This is a genomic window from Noviherbaspirillum sp. (genome assembly GCF_036563305.1).
GTDB lineage: Bacteria > Pseudomonadota > Gammaproteobacteria > Burkholderiales > Burkholderiaceae_D > Noviherbaspirillum.
This window is the reverse complement of the sequence record NZ_DATCMQ010000012.1, coordinates 156,484-169,653: the sequence shown is the minus strand read 5'-3', so window position 1 is coordinate 169,653 and position 13,170 is coordinate 156,484. Positions and strand designations below refer to the sequence as shown.

14 protein-coding genes are annotated in these 13,170 nt (G+C 63.7%); 7 read left to right on the top strand and 7 right to left on the bottom strand.

The annotated features are described in order from the left end of the window. Positions 1 to 4: 4 nt before the first annotated feature. The 6 genes from hemH (at position 5) to can (ending at position 6,856) form a co-directional block, all read left to right on the top strand. Positions 5 to 1,111 (top strand): ferrochelatase, encoded by a 1,107-nt coding sequence (gene hemH / locus VIM12_RS10280; protein WP_331941527.1) that lies wholly within the window; start codon positions 5 to 7, stop codon positions 1,109 to 1,111. 353 nt (positions 1,112 to 1,464) lie between these two features. Beyond that, positions 1,465 to 2,031, top strand: a complete 567-nt coding sequence (gene grpE / locus VIM12_RS10275) for a nucleotide exchange factor GrpE (protein ID WP_331941570.1) — start codon at positions 1,465 to 1,467, stop codon at positions 2,029 to 2,031. A gap of 86 nt (positions 2,032 to 2,117) precedes the next feature. Continuing rightward, complete coding sequence (gene dnaK, locus VIM12_RS10270) at positions 2,118 to 4,049, top strand: molecular chaperone DnaK (RefSeq protein WP_331941526.1); 1,932 nt, start codon at positions 2,118 to 2,120, stop codon at positions 4,047 to 4,049. A gap of 100 nt (positions 4,050 to 4,149) precedes the next feature. Then, complete coding sequence (gene dnaJ, locus VIM12_RS10265; protein ID WP_331941525.1) at positions 4,150 to 5,277, top strand: molecular chaperone DnaJ; 1,128 nt, start codon at positions 4,150 to 4,152, stop codon at positions 5,275 to 5,277. A gap of 156 nt (positions 5,278 to 5,433) precedes the next feature. Next, entirely contained in the window at positions 5,434 to 6,057 is a 624-nt protein-coding gene (locus VIM12_RS10260) for a chalcone isomerase family protein (RefSeq protein WP_331941524.1), read from the top strand. A 133-nt stretch (positions 6,058 to 6,190) separates the two neighbouring features. Continuing rightward, positions 6,191 to 6,856, top strand: coding sequence for a carbonate dehydratase (can, locus tag VIM12_RS10255; RefSeq protein ID WP_331941523.1), 666 nt, complete (start codon positions 6,191 to 6,193; stop codon positions 6,854 to 6,856). 43 nt (positions 6,857 to 6,899) lie between these two features. Here can and panB read toward each other — a convergent pair whose 3' ends face one another. Genes panB through hda form a run of 7 tightly spaced genes read right to left on the bottom strand, consistent with a single transcriptional unit; the run spans position 6,900 to position 11,922 of the window. Beyond that, complete coding sequence (panB, locus tag VIM12_RS10250) at positions 6,900 to 7,730, bottom strand: 3-methyl-2-oxobutanoate hydroxymethyltransferase (protein ID WP_331941522.1); 831 nt, start codon at positions 7,728 to 7,730, stop codon at positions 6,900 to 6,902. 2 nt (positions 7,731 to 7,732) lie between these two features. Further along, complete coding sequence (locus VIM12_RS10245) at positions 7,733 to 8,374, bottom strand: deoxynucleoside kinase (RefSeq protein ID WP_331941521.1); 642 nt, start codon at positions 8,372 to 8,374, stop codon at positions 7,733 to 7,735. Beyond that, the gene (locus tag VIM12_RS10240; protein ID WP_331941520.1) at positions 8,371 to 8,718 is read right to left on the bottom strand and encodes a DMT family protein; all 348 of its coding nucleotides are present in this window, start codon (positions 8,716 to 8,718) and stop codon (positions 8,371 to 8,373) included. Before VIM12_RS10240 ends, VIM12_RS10245 begins: the two co-directional genes overlap by 4 nt. Positions 8,719 to 8,721: 3 nt before the next feature. Continuing rightward, the gene (gene folK / locus VIM12_RS10235) at positions 8,722 to 9,207 is read right to left on the bottom strand and encodes a 2-amino-4-hydroxy-6-hydroxymethyldihydropteridine diphosphokinase (protein ID WP_331941519.1); all 486 of its coding nucleotides are present in this window, start codon (positions 9,205 to 9,207) and stop codon (positions 8,722 to 8,724) included. Then, a complete protein-coding gene (gene pcnB, locus VIM12_RS10230) occupies positions 9,204 to 10,580 on the bottom strand; it encodes a polynucleotide adenylyltransferase PcnB (RefSeq protein WP_331941518.1) in 1,377 nt (458 codons plus the stop codon). The genes folK and pcnB overlap by 4 nt, the downstream gene beginning before the upstream one ends. Next, the gene (locus tag VIM12_RS10225; protein ID WP_331941517.1) at positions 10,577 to 11,245 is read right to left on the bottom strand and encodes an HAD family hydrolase; all 669 of its coding nucleotides are present in this window, start codon (positions 11,243 to 11,245) and stop codon (positions 10,577 to 10,579) included. The genes pcnB and VIM12_RS10225 overlap by 4 nt, the downstream gene beginning before the upstream one ends. Then, complete coding sequence (gene hda, locus VIM12_RS10220; RefSeq protein WP_331941516.1) at positions 11,242 to 11,922, bottom strand: DnaA regulatory inactivator Hda; 681 nt, start codon at positions 11,920 to 11,922, stop codon at positions 11,242 to 11,244. The genes VIM12_RS10225 and hda overlap by 4 nt, the downstream gene beginning before the upstream one ends. Positions 11,923 to 12,124: 202 nt before the next feature. On the opposite strand from hda, the gene purM reads away from it, so the two are divergent. Continuing rightward, positions 12,125 to 13,168, top strand: a complete 1,044-nt coding sequence (gene purM, locus VIM12_RS10215; RefSeq protein ID WP_331941515.1) for a phosphoribosylformylglycinamidine cyclo-ligase — start codon at positions 12,125 to 12,127, stop codon at positions 13,166 to 13,168. Positions 13,169 to 13,170 lie beyond the last annotated feature (2 nt).

Genomic DNA, 13,170 nt, shown 5'->3' with positions numbered 1-13,170 from the left:
CCTGATGGCACCCAGACAAGAAGCGCCGTATACCCATGGCACGATCCCCGGCACCGCGGTGGTGCTGGTCAACCTTGGCACGCCCGAGGCGCCGACGGCTGCCGCCGTCCGGCCTTACTTGAAGCAATTCCTTTCCGATCCAAGGGTCGTGGAAATTCCGAAGCTCGCCTGGTGGCCGATCCTGCACGGACTGGTCCTGCCGTTCCGGTCGAGCCGTTCCGCGGCCAAATATGCGTCGATCTGGAGCAAGGAAGGGTCGCCGCTGAAGGTGCACACCGAAAGGCAGGCTGCGTTGCTGCAGGACGCGCTCGGGAAGCGCGGCCACGGCATTGAGGTCGTTCATGCGATGCGATACGGCAAACCTTCCGTACCCGAGGTGCTGGACCGGCTTCGCGCCAAGGGCTGCGACCGCATCCTGGTCCTGCCGGCCTATCCCCAGTACTCGGGCACGACGACCGCCTCGGTGTTCGATGCGGTCTTTGCGCATTTTGCGCGGGTCCGCAATGTGCCTGAACTGCGGATGGTCAAGCATTATCACGACGATGACGGTTATATCCACGCACTGAAGCAGTCGGTCCTTGGGCATTGGGAACAGCATGGGCGTCCTGACCGGCTGGTGCTCAGTTTTCACGGCGTGCCGCGCCGGACCCTGACGCTTGGCGACCCGTACCACTGCGAATGCCACAAGACGGCGCGCCTCCTGGCTGAGCAGCTGCGACTGTCGGCCGACCAGTGCCTCGTGACCTTCCAGTCCCGCTTCGGCAAGGCGGAATGGCTGCAACCGTATACGGCGCCGACCCTGCAGCAACTGGCCAGGGACGGGGTTTCGCGCGTCGACGTCATGTGTCCTGGCTTTATTGGCGACTGCCTCGAAACATTGGAGGAGATCGGGATCGAGGCGCGACACGACTTCCTTGCCGCCGGTGGCAAGGAATTCCACTACATCCCCTGTCTCAACGAGTCGGCGGACTGGATCGGCGCGCTCGCGGAAATCGCCGAGCAGCATCTCGTGGGTTGGCCAACCCTTTCCACTCCCCATTCCCGGGAAGACGCGCAACGTGAGGCGGAAAACGCCCGCCAGCGGGCGCTGCAGTTGGGCGCCGACAAATAAGCAGTCGATAGTACGGCGACGCCGACTTGATTTTCTAATACAGCGCTACCAGTTCTGCGTAACAGATGGTGGCGGCTGCAAGCAGCGAGTACGCCACCACCGACAGGGAAATCAAAGGCAGTTTCATGATGTTCCGGATCCAGGCGCGAGGGCCGGTCCTGTTGTGCAATTACTATCATGGTAGTACGCGTGGGCGCGATTGACAGGGATGCGCGGACGAGAAAATGTAACAAGACGAGACACTTTTTGGCAGGCAACGGCAAGTGCCGAAAATTCCCCTTGAAAAACTACGGCTTAGCCCCACTTACAGGCGCAGTAACCGCTAAGTCATTGATTGCTGGAGACTTTTTGTGATGCAAGATCAAGAGAAAATGCAAGAGCAGGCTGAACAGATGACCCAGCCCCAGGAAACCCTGGCCACTGAGCAGCAGCCGTCCGCGGAAGCACCCGGCGCTCATGCCGGCGGCGATGTTGCGAACGAGAAGCTGGCCGCCGCCGAGGCAAAGGCCGCCGAGATGCACGATGCATTCCTGCGTGCCAAGGCGGATGCCGAGAACATCCGCCGCCGTGCCCAGGAGGATATCGCCAAGGCACACAAGTTCGCGATCGAGAGCTTCGCTGAAGCCCTTGTGCCGGTGAAGGACAGCCTGGAAATGGCGCTCAAGGTCGAGACCCCCTCGGTCGACTCGCTCAAGGAAGGCGTCGAGATGACCCTCAAGCAGTTGTCGGCGGCATTCGAGCGCAACCGCTTGGCCGAGATCAATCCGCTTCCCGGCGAGAAGCTCGACCCGATGAAGCATCAGGCCATCTCCATGGTCCCCGCAGAACAGGAAGCCAACACGATCGTGACGGTCTTGCAAAAAGGCTACATGATCGCCGATCGCCTGCTGCGGCCCGCCCTGGTGACGGTAGCTCAGTAAAAAACGCGGGCAGGGCGCTTGAAACGGGCGCGCTGTTCTACATATACAACACATTAAAAATCCAGCTTTTTTAAAGGAACGAAATCATGGGCAAGATTATTGGTATCGACCTCGGCACGACCAATTCCTGCGTCGCCATCATGGAGGGTGGCCAGCCGAAGGTGATTGAAAACTCCGAGGGCTCGCGTACCACGCCTTCCGTCATCGCCTACCAGGAAGACGGCGAGATCCTCGTCGGCGCGCCGGCCAAGCGCCAGGCCGTGACCAATCCGAAGAACACCCTGTACGCGGTCAAGCGGCTGATTGGCCGCAAGTTCGGCGAGAAGGAAGTTCAGAAGGACATCAACCTGATGCCGTACCAGATCGCGAAGGCCGACAACGGCGACGCCTGGGTCGGTGTGCGCGACAAGAAGCTGGCGCCGCCGCAGGTGTCCGCGGAAGTGCTGCGCAAGATGAAGAAGACCGCCGAGGATTACCTGGGCGAGGAAGTGACCGAGGCCGTGATCACCGTGCCGGCCTACTTCAACGACGCGCAGCGCCAGGCAACCAAGGACGCCGGCCGCATCGCCGGTCTCGACGTCAAGCGCATCATCAACGAGCCGACCGCTGCGGCACTCGCTTTCGGCCTCGACAAGAGCGGCAAGGGCGACCGCAAGATCGCCGTGTACGACCTCGGCGGCGGCACCTTCGACATTTCGATCATCGAGATCGCGGACGTCGACGGCGAAATGCAGTTCGAAGTGCTGTCGACCAACGGCGACACCTTCCTCGGCGGCGAGGACTTCGACCAGCGCATGATCGACTACATCATCGACGAGTTCAAGAAGGTCAACGGCCTCGACCTGTCGAAGGACGCCATTGCGCTGCAGCGGATCAAGGCATCCGCCGAGCGCGCGAAGATCGAACTGTCGTCGTCGCAGCAGACCGAGATCAACGAGCCCTACATCGCCATGGCCAACGGCGCCCCGGTGCACCTGACCATGAAGATCACCCGCGCCAAGCTGGAATCGCTGGTTGAGGAACTGATCGAGCGCACCATCGAGCCGTGCCGCACCGCGATCAAGGACGCAGGTGTCAAGGTTTCCGACATCCAGGACGTGATCCTGGTCGGCGGCATGACCCGCATGCCTAAGGTGCAGGACAAGGTCAAGGAATTCTTCGGCAAGGAGCCGCGCAAGGACGTCAATCCCGACGAGGCAGTGGCCGTTGGTGCCGCGATCCAGGGCTCGGTGCTGTCCGGCGAGCGCAAGGACCTGCTGCTGCTGGACGTGACCCCGCTGTCGCTCGGTATCGAGACGCTCGGCGGCGTGATGACCAAGATGATCCAGAAGAACACCACGATTCCGACCAAGTTCAGCCAGGTGTTCTCGACCGCCGACGACAACCAGCCGGCAGTCACCATCAAGGTCTATCAGGGCGAGCGTGAGATGGCTTCCGGCAACAAGCTGCTGGGCGAGTTCAACCTCGAGGGCATTCCGCCGTCCCCGCGCGGCGTACCGCAGATCGAGGTCACGTTCGACATCGATGCCAACGGCATCCTGCATGTGAGTGCCAAGGACAAGGCCTCCGGCAAGGAGAACAAGATCACCATCAAGGCCAACTCCGGTCTCTCCGAGGAGGAAATCCAGAAGATGGTGAAGGACGCCGAGCTGTACGCGGATGAGGACAAGAAGCTGAAGGAGCTGGCCGACGCCCGCAACCAGGGCGACGCGCTGGTACACTCGTCCCGCAAGGCGCTCGGCGAGTACGGCGACAAGCTCGACGGCGGCGAGAAGGAGAAGATCGAAGCGGCGATCAAGGACCTCGAAGAAGCCCTCAAGGGCAACGACAAGGACGAGATCGACGCCAAGGTGGCCGCGCTGTCGACCTCCGCGCAAAAGCTCGGCGAGAAGATGTACGCCGACGCCCAGGCGCAGCAGGCAGGCGCCGCCGGTGCGGCCGGGGCCGCGGGCGGCGAGTCGAAGCCGGCGGAAGAGGACGTGGTCGACGCCGACTTCAAGGAAGTCAAAGACAAGTAAATCCAACATCGCGGCGCGGCCGCGATGCACCGCCGAGTCGTAGCGATCGTATTGCGATCCTCGGCTCGGCGTTTTCGTGTCAACAGAAGGTGCCGACAATATGGCAAAGCGTGATTACTACGAAGTGCTGGGTGTAGCGAAGAACGCCTCCGATGAAGAGATCAAGAAGGCGTACCGTAAGCTCGCGATGAAATACCATCCGGACCGCAATCCGGACAGCAAGGCGGCCGAGGAGAGCTTCAAGGAAGCCAAGGAGGCTTACGAGATGCTGTCCGATCCGGGCAAGCGTGACGCCTACGACCGCTACGGCCATGCCGGGGTGGACCCGAACATGGGCGCGGGCGCCGGCGGCCCCGGATTCGGCGGCTTTGGCGACGCCTTCGGCGATATCTTCGGCGACATCTTCGGCCAGGGCGGCCGCGGCCGCAGCGGCGGCCCGCAGGTGTACCGCGGCGCCGACTTGCGCTACAACCTCGAGATCTCGCTGGAACAGGCAGCGCACGGATACGACACCACGATCCGCGTCCCGTCCTGGGACGAGTGCGATACCTGCCATGGCTCGGGCGCGAAGCCGGGGACATCGCCGACCACCTGCCCGACTTGCGCGGGCCAGGGCCAGGTGCGCATGCAGCAGGGTTTCTTCAGCATCCAGCAGACCTGCCCGAAATGCCACGGGACAGGGAAGATCATTCCGACCCCGTGCTCGACCTGCAGCGGTGCGGGTCGCCTCAAGCGCAACAAGACGCTGGAAGTGAAGATCCCGGCCGGCATCGACGACGGCATGCGCATCCGCTCCTCCGGCAATGGCGAACCCGGCATGAATGGCGGTCCCCCCGGCGACCTTTATGTCGAGATCCGGATCAAGCCGCATCCGGTATTCCAGCGCGATGGCGACGACCTGCACTGTGAAATCCCGGTGTCCTTCGCCAAGGCCGCCCTTGGCGGTGAAGTCGAAGTGCCGACCCTGAACGGCAAGGCGTCCTTCACGCTGCCGGAAGGGACACAGTCCGGCAAGACCTTCCGCCTGCGTGGCAAGGGGATCAAGGGCGTGCGCTCCGGTTATGCCGGGGACCTGTTCTGCCACGTACTCGTCGAGACGCCGGTCAAGCTGACCGAGCGGCAGAAGGAGCTGCTGCAGGAATTCGAACAGCTCACCACCGCCGGTGGCTCCAAGCACAGCCCACAGAGCAAGTCATGGCGCGACAAGGTGAAGGAATTCTTCGAGTAAGCGGATTCGCCTGGACATGAAAGCCGCCGGTCGTCAGCCGGCGGCTTTTTTATTGCGACGCGGCATCGCGTTTAGACTTGTCGCTCTAGCTTTTTTGTCGATAATTCAACGCTCGTTTTTACTATTCCAATAACAACATCGGGAGGAGACATGGGCATGAGAACGACCGTTCCTGGATACCGCCGCATCGCCGGGATTGCTGCTGCTTTCGCCCTGGTTTGCGGCCACGCGCAGGCAGCCGAAGTGGCCGGCGTCAAGCTCGACGACAGCGTGCGCGTTGCCAACCAGGAGCTCAGGCTGAATGGCGCAGGCATCCGCTACAAGGCGATTTTCAAGGTGTATGTCGCGGGACTCTACCTGGCGGAAAAGAAGACCACGGTGCCGGCCGTACTGTCCGCGCCGGGCGCGAAGAGAGTGACCATCGTGATGCTGCGCGACGTCAGCAACGAGGAGTTCGGGCGTGGCTTCATGAGCGGCATCACCCAGAACAGCGACCGCGCGGATACCGTGAAGCTGGTCGCCCAGTTGCAGAAGTTCGGGGAAATCTTCGCTTCCATTCCGGAGCTGAAGAAGGGCGATGTCCTGACAACGGACTGGGTACCGGGCTCCGGCACCGTGATCCACCTGAATGGCAAGAGGGTGGCCGATGTCCTTCCCGACGCGGCGTTCTACAATGCCATCCTGAAGATCTGGCTGGGCGAGAAGCCGGTCGACAGCAAGCTCAAGCCGGCCATGCTAGGCGAACCCGTGGAAGACGCGCGGGCCAGGAACAACTCCTGAACCTGCTGCCGCACGTGGAGCGGCGTTCTTGGCAACGGTATAATCCGGGTTGCCCGGCACCCGCCGGCGCCGCTCCCCGCGCGTGGCCGACGGCTGCGCCGGGGCGTGACGACCTCACAGCAAATCCCCGAGAATGAACAACGCCAGCAACGATAGCCGCGAACTGGAACACCTGTTTTTGAAAAACCGCAACTGGGCAGAAGCCCGGGTCTCGCAGGACGCCGACTTCTTCAAGCGCCTCGCGGGACAGCAGTCACCCGAATACCTGTGGATAGGATGCGCCGACAGCCGCGTGCCGGCAAACGAGATTGTCGGTCTGCAGCCAGGCGAGCTGTTCGTCCACCGGAATATCGCCAACGTCGTGGTGCATACCGACCTGAACTGCCTGTCCGTGCTGCAGTTCGCCATTGATGTCCTGGGCGTCAAGCATGTCATCGTCTGCGGTCACTACGGCTGCTCGGGCGTCCATGCGGCGATGGCCCGGCGCCGTGTCGGCCTCGCCGACAACTGGCTGCGCCATGTGCAGGACGTCCACCAGAAGCATGAACGCTACCTCGGCGAGGCCTTGCCGACCGCCGAAAGGCAGGATCGGCTGTGCGAACTCAATGTGCTGGAACAGGTGGGGAATGTGTGCCAGACGACGATCGTGCAGGATGCCTGGGAGCGGGGACAATCGCTGACGATTCATAGCTGGATCTACGGTTTGAAGGACGGGCACCTGCGGGATCTCGGCCTCACCGTCGGCAGTCAGCAGGAACTGGCCGAGAAGCTGCCGCTAAGCCTCGCCGCCTACGAATGAAAAGGGGCGCCGATGCGCCCCTTTTTTCTTCCTGCCCGCGAGATCAGAAGCAGTGTTCCGCCGCCGGGAAGGACTTGTCCTTCACCGCCCCGATGTAGGCGCGCACTGCGGCTTCGATGCTCGTCTGGCCTTCCATGAAGTTCTTCACGAAACGCGCCTTCCTGCCGGGGAAAACGCCGAGCATGTCGTGCATGACCAGCACCTGGCCGGAGCAGTCGGGGCCGGCGCCGATGCCGATGGTCGGGATGGCGAGCAAGTCGGTGACTTCCTTGCCGAGCGCACTGGGGATGGCTTCCAGGACCAGGATGGCCGCGCCGGCGGCCTGCAGCGCCAGTGCATCGGCCTTGAGGCGGTCTGCCGCTTCGGTGGTCTTGCCCTGGACCTTGAAACCGCCCAGCTGGTGCACCGACTGCGGCGTCAGGCCGAGGTGAGCGCACACCGGGACCGCGCGCTCGGTGAGGAAGCGGACCGTGTCGGCCAGCCATGCCCCGCCCTCGATCTTGACCATTTGCGCCCCGGCCTGCATCAGCTTCACGCCGTTGTCGAAGGCTGACTCCGGCGTCGCGTAGGTGCCGAAGGGCATGTCCGCCACCAGCAGGGCGGTCTGGTTGCCCCGCGCCACGCAGGCGGTGTGATAGGCGATGTCGGCCAGGGTGACGGGCAGCGTCGAGCTATGACCCTGGCAGACATTGCCGAGGGAGTCGCCGACCAGCAGGACGTCCACGCCGCAGCGATCCATCAATGCGGCGAAACTGGAGTCGTAGGCGGTCAGCATCGCGATCTTCTCGCCGTTCGTGCGCATTGCCTGCAGCGCGGGCACGGTCACCGCCTTGCTGCGGACCGGCGACTCGGCATCCTGCAAATATCCCGCCATGTTCATTCCCCCAGATTGAAATATTCCCGCTTGCCGCGCATGTTCTCGATGTGCTTGAGCAGCAGTTGGAAATCCTCGTCGCGGTCGACCGGATTCAGGTGTTCGGTATTCACCGTCAGCAGCGGCGCGGCGTCGTAATGATAAAAGAAACGGCTGTAACTTTCAGACAGCCGGTAGAGGTACTGCTCCGAGATGCCGGCTTCCATCGCGATGCCGCGCTTCCGGACGCGGTCCACCAGCGTCTCCGGCTGCGCCTGCAGGTAGATCACGAGATCCGGTGCCGGCGCCTGCGGGCGCAGGTGGTCGTACAACTGCTGGTACAACTTGAATTCCTCGTCTCCCAGCGTGACCCGGGCGAAGATCGGATCCTTCTCCATCAGGAAATCCGACACGACGCGGGTGTTGAACATGTCCGTCTGCGCCATGTCGCGCAACTGTCCCATGCGCTGGAACAGGAAGAACATCTGGGTCTGCAGTGCGTAGCGCGATGGGTCCCGGTAGAACTTTTCGAGGAAGGGATTCTCCTGCGGAAGCTCGAACAGCGGACTGGCCTGCAGGCTCTCCGACAGCCGCCGGGCGAGGGTGGTCTTGCCCGCCCCGATCGGCCCTTCCACCACGACGTAACGGAAACGGTGCAGGTTCATGCGCGGAAGATGAAGTAGACGGCGCCCACGAGGCACAGGGCGGCCCAGACGTAATCCAGCTTGAACGGCTGGTCCATGTACAGCATGGCAAACGGAACGAAGACCGTCAGCGTGATCGCCTCCTGCAGGATCTTCAGCTGGGCCAGGCTGAGCTGGGTGTAGCCGATGCGGTTGGCGGGCACCTGCAGCAGGTATTCGAAGAGCGCGATGCTCCAGCTGATGAACGCGGCGATCCACCAGGGCTTCGAGGCGAGGTTCTTCAGGTGGCCGTACCAGGCGATGGTCATGAATACGTTCGACATGACCAGCAGGCCGACGGTCTGCGCAATGACGGGTATCTGCATGGATTACAACTTGTGGATGGCCTGGCCGGCGACGCCGGGGGCGAAGGCATGGGCCGGGCCGCGCCCGGGAATGTCGATGAACGGATCCAGTTGCAGCAGCGGAATCAGCACGAAGGCCCGCTCGTGCATGCGCGGATGCGGCACGGTGAGGTCGGCGTCCGCCAGCTTCTGCCCGCCGTACAGCAGGATGTCGAGATCGAGCGTGCGGGGCGCGTTGCGGAAGCTGCGTTCACGCCCGAAATCCCGTTCGATCTGCTGCAGCGATGCGAGCAGGGCGGCGGGCGCAAGGCCGGTCTCGATCCTTGCCACCGCATTGACGTAGTCACCGCCGCCGGCATCGACGGGCGCGGTGCGGAACAGGCTGGAGCTGGCAGACAGGGTGGTATCGGGCAGGATGGCGAGACGTTCGACAGCCTGCTTCACCGTTACCGCTGGGTTGCCCAGGTTCGCGCCGACGCCGATATGGCATGTCACCCGCGCGCCGGTCATGTCGGGTTCTCGGTCGGCGCGCCTTCCTCGGCCGGCCCCTTGCGCTTGTTGCGGCCGGCACGGCGCCGGCGCTTCTTCGCCGGCGCGGCATCGCCGTCGCCCTTGGGTTTGCGCGCCAGCAGCACTTCGCGTTCCGGGCCATCGGCGGCGATGAAATCGGTCCACCAGTCACCCAGTTCCTGGTCCAGTTCTCCCGAGGCGCAGCGCAGCATCAGGAAGTCGTAGCCGGCGCGCATCCGTGGATGCTCGATCAGCTTGTACGGGGATTTGCCGCTGCGGCGTTCGAAGCGCGGCTGCATGGCCCAGATGTCGCGCATGTCGGTGGTGATCTTGCGCTGCAGGGCAAGCTTCTCGGTCTGCGTATTGAGCACGTCGTCGGCGGCCAGGTGCAGGGCGGGGATCGGGAATTCGCCCGCAGCCTGGTACGCATGCCATTTTTCCAGTACCTGGTGCCAGAGCAGGGCGGCGAACAGGAAGCCGGGCGACACGCCCTTGCCTTCGCGCACGCGCTGATCGGTGCCGGCAAGCGCCAGCGTGACGAACTTCTCGCCCAGCGGTTGCTCCAGCACGACGTCGAGCAGGGGCAGCAGGCCGTGGTGCAGTCCCTCCTTGCGCAACTGCTGCAGGCAGGCCAGTGCATGGCCGCTCATCAGCAGCTTGAGCATCTCGTCGAATACGCGGGCGGCCGGCACGTTGTTGATCAGGGGCGCCATGACCTGGATCGGTTCGCGCGTGGCCGGGTCGATGCTGAAGCCGAGCTTTGCCGCGAAGCGCACCACGCGCAACAGGCGGACCGGGTCTTCACGGTAGCGTGCTTCCGGCACGCCGATGACGCGCAAGGTCTTGTTGCGGATGTCGGCGATGCCGTCGTGGTAGTCGAGCACCACTTGCGAGGCAGGATCGTAGTACATCGCGTTGATGGTGAAGTCGCGGCGTACCGCATCCTCGTGCTGCTCGCCGAAGGTGTTGTCGCGCAGGACACGGCCGTGCTCATCCTTGGGGGCGCTCTCGGCCGAGGCGCCGCGAAAGGTGGTCACTTCGATGATCTCCTGGCCGAACACGACGTGCACGATCTGGAAGCGGCGGCCGATGATGAAGGCGCGGCGGAACAGGCGTTTCACCTGCTCGGGCGTGGCATTGGTGGCGACGTCGAAATCCTTGGGCTTTACGCCGAGCAGCAGGTCGCGCACCGCGCCGCCGACGACGAAGGCCTTGAATCCCGCATCCTGCAGCGTCTGCGTCACGCGCACCGCGTTCGGCGACACCAGTTGCGGGTTGATGCGATGTTCTTGCGGACCGAGCGTGACTGGTCCGACGGGGATGGTTTCGGCTTCTTTGCCGCCGAAGATGCGCTTGATGAATTTCTTGATCATTCGAACAGGTTCAGGATGGGCCAGCCGTGGGCTTGCGCGTGCGCCTTGAGCAGGGCGTTCGGGTTGGTTGCAACGGGATGCGTGACCGCGGAGAGCAGCGGAATGTCGTTCTGGGAGTCGCTGTAGAAGGTGCTGCGCTGGAAATCGCCCAACGTCTTGCCGTGCGCCTTCAGCCAGGCGCCGGCATGGACCACCTTGCCCGCGCCGGAAGTCGGCAGGCCGCGCAGCTTGCCGGTAATCTCGCCCCGCTCGTCGAGTTCGGGTTCGGCGGCGATCAGGTGGTCCACGCCGAGCGCCTTTGCGATGGGCGCGGTGACGAAGCGATTGGTGGCGGTGATGATCGCCACCAGGTCGTCGGTGTCCTGGTGGCGCCTGACCAGGTCGAGCGCGGCGGGGCGCAGTGCCGGCGTGATCACTTCCTCCATGAACTGCGCATGCCAGGCATCCAGTTGGGCGCGCGGGAAGCGGGCCAGCGTGCCGAGGGCGAATTCCAGGTATTCCACCGGGTCGAGGGTGCCCGCCTCGTATTGCGCATAGAAGGCGGCGTTGCGGCGGGCGAAGTCTTCCGCGTCGACCGCGCCGATGCGGACCAGGAACTGCCCCCACTCATAGTCGGAGTCCAGCGGTATCAGGGTATGGTCGAGGTCGAATAGGGCCAGGTTCATTGCGGTTTCGGTTCACCTTCGAGTTGCAGCAGGCTGCGCAGCAGTGGCAGCGTGATCGGCCGCTGCGTCTCCAGCGAATACTTGTCGAGCGCGTCCAGCATCGCGGTCAGCGAGGGCATGTCGCGGCGAAAATGGGTGATCAGATAGGGTAACACGCCGGGCGAGAGGCTGATTCCGCGCGCCTCCGCGGCCTGCGTCAGCGCAGCGATCTTCTCGTCGTCGCTCAGGCCGTGGACCTGGTAGACCAGGCCCCATCCAAGGCGCGTGCGCAAGTCCTCCCGCAATGCGAGTCCGGCCGGTGCGCTGTCGCCGGCGCTGATCATGCAGCCGCCGTTCTCGCGGATCTGGTTGAACAGCGCGAAGACGGCAACCTGTTCGGCGGGGGCCAGCCGCTGGCAGTCGTCCACCAGGTAAAGGTGCGTGTCATCCCGGTAGCGATACGCATCCTCGCCGCACCCGGCAGGCACATATCGGCTGCGCTCGCCGGCCAGCGCGTGGAGCAGATGGGACTTGCCCGCGCCGCCTTCCCCCCAGAGGTAGATGAAGGGTTCGCGTGGCGCACGGGGCGGCGGCTGGTAGGCTTGCAGCAGCTGCAGCAGCTCCCGGTTCTGTCCGACGATGAAATTTGCCAGGGTCCGCGGCTTGGCCGCGCCCAGGTCGAGCACAAGTTGCCTCATGAGTGACCGGAAAGACGGCGCTCCGACCGTGCCTGCTCGCCACGGGAGGTTCCCGGCCGGCCGGCGGCCTGGGTTTGCTTGCTTGAAAAAGAAAATGGCATGTGCCGGGAAGCGGAACGGATCGGTTTGTTAAAATAGCGGTTTGGCCGCCGGATTTTGGCTCCAAACGCCTATTTTACCGCCTCTGCCCCTATTTCTTATCATGAGTTCCTCATCCAACGTTTCCCTTTCCTACCGTGACGCCGGTGTCGACATCGATGCCGGGGACGCCCTGGTCGAAGCGATCAAGCCCTTTGCCAAGCGCACGATGCGCGAAGGCGTCATGGGGGGCATCGGCGGTTTCGGCGCCCTGTTCGAGATTGGCAAAAAATACAAGGAGCCGGTTCTGGTGTCGGGCACGGACGGCGTGGGCACCAAGCTGAAACTGGCATTCGACCTGAACCGGCATGACACGGTCGGCATCGACCTGGTGGCGATGAGCGTCAACGACATTCTGGTGCAGGGCGCGGAGCCGCTGTTCTTCCTCGATTATTTTGCCTGCGGCAAGCTCGACGTGGCTTCCGCCACCGACGTGATCAAGGGGATTGCGGCCGGCTGCGAGCAGGCGGGATGCGCGCTGATCGGCGGCGAGACGGCGGAGATGCCGGGCATGTATCCCGATGGCGAGTACGACCTGGCCGGCTTCGCAGTCGGCGCCGTGGAGAAGTCGAAGATCATTGACGGCAGCAAGATCGTCCCGGGCGACGCGGTGCTTGGCCTCGCATCGTCCGGCGCGCACTCGAACGGCTATTCGCTGGTTCGCAAGATCCTTTCAGTCGCGCGGCCTGACCTGAACGCCGATTTTCACGGCCGCCGCCTGGCCGACGTCCTGATGGAACCGACCCATATCTATGTCAAGCCGCTGCTGGCCCTGATGAACGCGATGGAGGTGAAGGGCATGGCCCACATCACCGGCGGTGGACTGGTCGAGAACGTGCCGCGGGTGCTCGGCGACAAGCTGACCGCGGTACTGCACCGGGATGCATGGCGGATGCCGCCGCTGTTCACCTGGCTGCAGCAGCACGGCGGCGTTGCCGACGCGGAGATGCACCGCGTGTTCAACTGCGGCATCGGCATGGTGGTGATCGTCGCGAAGGAGCATGCCGACGCCGCCGTCGCGCAGCTGCAGGCTGCCGGCGAAACCGTCAGCCGCATCGGCGAGATCCGCGAACGCCAGGCGGGCGAGGCCCAGACGATCGTCCTCTGACC

Excerpts from the sequence above, each read along its gene's own strand:
- hemH (WP_331941527.1), top strand. The coding sequence starts at position 5 with ATGGCACCCAGACAAGAAGCGCCGTATACCCATGGCACGATCCCCGGC.
- grpE (WP_331941570.1), top strand. The coding sequence starts at position 1,465 with ATGCAAGATCAAGAGAAAATGCAAGAGCAGGCTGAACAGATGACCCAG.
- dnaK (WP_331941526.1), top strand. The coding sequence starts at position 2,118 with ATGGGCAAGATTATTGGTATCGACCTCGGCACGACCAATTCCTGCGTC.
- dnaJ (WP_331941525.1), top strand. The coding sequence starts at position 4,150 with ATGGCAAAGCGTGATTACTACGAAGTGCTGGGTGTAGCGAAGAACGCC.
- VIM12_RS10260 (WP_331941524.1), top strand. The coding sequence starts at position 5,434 with ATGAGAACGACCGTTCCTGGATACCGCCGCATCGCCGGGATTGCTGCT.
- can (WP_331941523.1), top strand. The coding sequence starts at position 6,191 with ATGAACAACGCCAGCAACGATAGCCGCGAACTGGAACACCTGTTTTTG.
- panB (WP_331941522.1), bottom strand. The coding sequence starts at position 7,730 with ATGGCGGGATATTTGCAGGATGCCGAGTCGCCGGTCCGCAGCAAGGCG.
- VIM12_RS10245 (WP_331941521.1), bottom strand. The coding sequence starts at position 8,374 with ATGAACCTGCACCGTTTCCGTTACGTCGTGGTGGAAGGGCCGATCGGG.
- VIM12_RS10240 (WP_331941520.1), bottom strand. The coding sequence starts at position 8,718 with ATGCAGATACCCGTCATTGCGCAGACCGTCGGCCTGCTGGTCATGTCG.
- folK (WP_331941519.1), bottom strand. The coding sequence starts at position 9,207 with ATGACCGGCGCGCGGGTGACATGCCATATCGGCGTCGGCGCGAACCTG.
- pcnB (WP_331941518.1), bottom strand. The coding sequence starts at position 10,580 with ATGATCAAGAAATTCATCAAGCGCATCTTCGGCGGCAAAGAAGCCGAA.
- VIM12_RS10225 (WP_331941517.1), bottom strand. The coding sequence starts at position 11,245 with ATGAACCTGGCCCTATTCGACCTCGACCATACCCTGATACCGCTGGAC.
- hda (WP_331941516.1), bottom strand. The coding sequence starts at position 11,922 with ATGAGGCAACTTGTGCTCGACCTGGGCGCGGCCAAGCCGCGGACCCTG.
- purM (WP_331941515.1), top strand. The coding sequence starts at position 12,125 with ATGAGTTCCTCATCCAACGTTTCCCTTTCCTACCGTGACGCCGGTGTC.